This window comes from Micromonospora sp. NPDC049580 (assembly GCF_040675595.1).
Taxonomy (GTDB): domain Bacteria; phylum Actinomycetota; class Actinomycetes; order Mycobacteriales; family Micromonosporaceae; genus Micromonospora.
The window spans coordinates 1-3,062 of sequence record NZ_JBFAPG010000619.1; the positions used below are offsets into that span (position 1 = coordinate 1).

General features: G+C 72.3%; 4 protein-coding genes. 3 read left to right on the plus strand and 1 reads right to left on the minus strand.

Features of this window, described 5'->3' with window-relative positions; all coding sequences use genetic code 11:
* Positions 1-134 precede the first annotated feature (134 nt).
* Both AB0J68_RS30015 and AB0J68_RS30020 read left to right on the plus strand, forming a co-directional pair.
* Positions 135-1,160: an aspartate-semialdehyde dehydrogenase gene (locus tag AB0J68_RS30015; protein WP_354860901.1), complete on the plus strand. Its 1,026-nt coding sequence runs from the start codon at positions 135-137 to the stop codon at positions 1,158-1,160.
* 135 nt (positions 1,161-1,295) lie between these two features.
* Entirely contained in the window at positions 1,296-1,736 is a 441-nt protein-coding gene (locus AB0J68_RS30020) for a PPOX class F420-dependent oxidoreductase (RefSeq protein ID WP_355066110.1), read from the plus strand.
* A gap of 78 nt (positions 1,737-1,814) precedes the next feature.
* Here AB0J68_RS30020 and AB0J68_RS30025 read toward each other — a convergent pair whose 3' ends face one another.
* Entirely contained in the window at positions 1,815-2,396 is a 582-nt protein-coding gene (locus AB0J68_RS30025) for a nucleotidyltransferase family protein (RefSeq protein WP_363941986.1), read from the minus strand.
* A 216-nt stretch (positions 2,397-2,612) separates the two neighbouring features.
* Between AB0J68_RS30025 and AB0J68_RS30030 the strand changes: the two genes are divergently transcribed.
* The gene (locus AB0J68_RS30030; protein ID WP_354860896.1) at positions 2,613-3,029 is read left to right on the plus strand and encodes a CBS domain-containing protein; all 417 of its coding nucleotides are present in this window, start codon (positions 2,613-2,615) and stop codon (positions 3,027-3,029) included.
* The last annotated feature ends 33 nt before the right edge of the window (positions 3,030-3,062 follow it).

Below are 3,062 nucleotides of genomic sequence, written 5' to 3' on the forward strand. Positions count from 1 at the left end.
GCAATAACATCATGATCAACGGGGGAGGAGGGGGGTGAGGTGGGGGAGGTGGTGGTGGGGGGTGGGTGTGAGGCGGGACCCGGGGGGTGGGAAAGGGGTCCCGGTTTCGGGGGTGGGGTGGGTAGCCTCCGGGCATGAGGATCGGCATTGTGGGGGCCACCGGCCAGGTCGGTGGCGTGATGCGGCAGGTGCTGGCGGAGCGGGAGTTCCCGGCGGAGCAGGTGCGGTTGTTCGCCTCGGCGCGGTCCGCCGGGCGGACGCTGCCGTGGCGCGACGGCGAGGTGACCGTCGAGGACGCCGCGACCGCGGACTACTCCGGGCTGGACATCGTGCTCTTTTCCGCCGGTAAGGGCACCGCCCGAGAGTTGGCTCCCCGGGTGGCCGAGGCCGGCGCCGTGGTGATCGACAACTCGTCGGCGTTCCGGATGGACCCGCTGGTGCCGCTGGTGGTCGCCGAGGTCAACCCGCACGCCGCCGCCGACCGCCCGAAGGGCATCATCGCCAACCCCAACTGCACCACGATGGCCGCGATGCCGGTGCTGCGCCCGCTGCACGCCGAGGCTGGTCTGGTCGGCCTGGTCGTCTCGACGTACCAGGCGGTCTCCGGCGCCGGCCTGGCTGGCGTCGCCGAGCTGGACGAGCAGGTCCGCAAGGTCGCCGAGCACGCCGCCGGGCTCGCCTTCGACGGGTCGGCCGTGGAGTTCCCCGCGCCGCGCTCGTTCGCCGAGCCGATCGCCTTCAACGTGCTGCCGCTGGCCGGCTCGATCGTCGACGACGGCTCGTTCGAGACCGACGAGGAGCAGAAGCTCCGCAACGAGAGCCGCAAGATCCTGGAAATCCCCGACCTCAAGGTCTCCGGCACCTGTGTCCGGGTTCCGGTCTTCACCGGCCACTCGCTCCAGATCAACGCCCGCTTCGCCCGCCCGATCACCCCGCAGCGGGCCCACGAACTGCTCGCCGACGCGCCCGGGGTCGCGCTGACCGCCGTGCCGACGCCGCTGCAGGCCGCCGGGCAGGACCCGACCTACGTGGGCCGCATCCGCGCCGACGAGACCGTCGAGTACGGGCTGGCGCTGTTCTGCTCCAACGACAACCTGCGCAAGGGCGCCGCCCTCAACGCCGTACAGCTCGCCGAGCTGGTGGCCGCCGAGCGGCGCTGACCGTTGCGATCACTGCGGGCTCCCGCCGGTCTCGGTGGGGGCCCGCAGTCCGTGGCGGGCGGCGGTGCATCGGGGGCGGGAGCACGCCGGTCATGTTTGGATGGACGTAGCCGACCGCGCCACCTGGAGGAAGCCGTGCCGGAGGACCCCACCCAGCAGGCGTTGACCGACCTGATCGCCGGCCGCTCGATGGGCGTGCTGGCCACCCTCAAACGCGACGGGCGACCCCAGCTGTCCACAGTGGTCTACTCGTTCGACCGCGCGGCCGGCCTGATCCGGGTGTCCGTCACGGACGGCCGAGCCAAGACCGCCAACCTTCGTCGGGACCCGCGGGCCAGCTTCCACGTCGGCAGCGAGGACGGGTGGGCGTACGCGGTGGTCGAGGGGCGGGCCGAGCTGACCACTCCGGCGGCCGACGTCGACGACGCCACGGTCGAGGAGCTGGTGGGGCTCTACCGGGCGCTTCGCGGCGAGCACCCGGACTGGGCCGACTATCGCAACACCATGGTCGCCGACCGGCGGCTGGTGCTGCGCCTGCACGTGGAGCGGATCTACGGAATGCCGCCCCGCGCCTGAGAGGGTCGCGAACCACGCCCGTGCCTGCGGGGCCCCGGACCGCGACTGACGACTGACCCCTGGGCGACCACTTCCGGCTCAGCCGGGCTCGATCACTGTCACGCCGGGCCAGCGTTGCGCGGGCCGGTGGCGAGCAAGTCGCTGCCGGGACAGCGTGACGCCCACCCGGGCCGGGTTGTGCCGCCACACCCCGCCCAGCAGATCCGCCAGGCCGTACGGGGCACAGACCTCCAGCCCACCGGTCGGGCGCAGCCGCACCGCCACCGCGGTCGCGTACTCCGGCCAGGTGGCCACCGCCTCGGCGACGCTGCGGTACGGGGCGATCGGATCGCCGCCGAACTTCGACGCGTACCAGGTGTGCACCGCCGCCTGGTTGCGTGCCTCCCACGGCGGCGCCGGCCAGGCCGCGGCGAGTCTGGCGGTGGCCCGGTGGTCGTCGTCGCGGGACAGTCTCATCGGGTCGAAGAAGACCACGTCCACGTCGCGGACCGTCGCCGGGTCGAACCCGTCGCCGTACCGCTCGCTCCAAACGAGGTCGCGGAGGGCGCCCGCGCCGATCCAGGCGTCCGGCAGGCCGGAGTCGCGGACCACGGTCAGAGCCCGGGTCAGCCAGGCGTTGCCGGCGACGAGATCCCTCAGCTCCCGCTCGCCCGTCAGCACCCCACCCACGCTAGGCGGTGCTGCCCTCGGCCAGTTGGTGGGGTCTGTACCACTATCTCGCCCGGCGTCACGACCTTGTCGATTAGGCGGTGTCGCGGAACGGCCGCGGGCCGCGGTCGCGACAGCTGCCTGCCCCGGACAGCGGCCCGGCCGTCGGCGTTACCCCCTCCCGTGCGGCGGGTAGACGGGCCGTGCCGACACCGAGAGGGGAGCACCATGACAACGGTCGGAGAGTTCATGACGACCCGGTTGGTGACGATGGACGGCAACGAGACGCTCATCGCCGCCGCGCAGGAGATGCGCGACAGCGCGATTGGTGACGTGGTGGTGACCGATGGCAACGGTGTCGTCGGTATCGTCACGGACCGGGACATCACGGTCCGTGGTGTCGCGGAGAACATGGACCCGGGCTCGACCCGGCTGAACCAGATCACCACCCGCAATGTGATCACCGTGAGCCAGTACGACGACGCGGTGGCCGCCGCGGACCTGATGCGCACCTATGCCGTACGCCGGCTGCCGGTGATGGACGACGGGCGCCTGGTGGGTCTCGTCTCGATGGGTGACCTCGCGGTCGAGCGCGAACCGCAGTCGGTGCTGGCCGACATCAGCGCCGACGATCCGAACAACTGACGACCCGCCGCCAACGCGCCGGCCCTCCCCTGC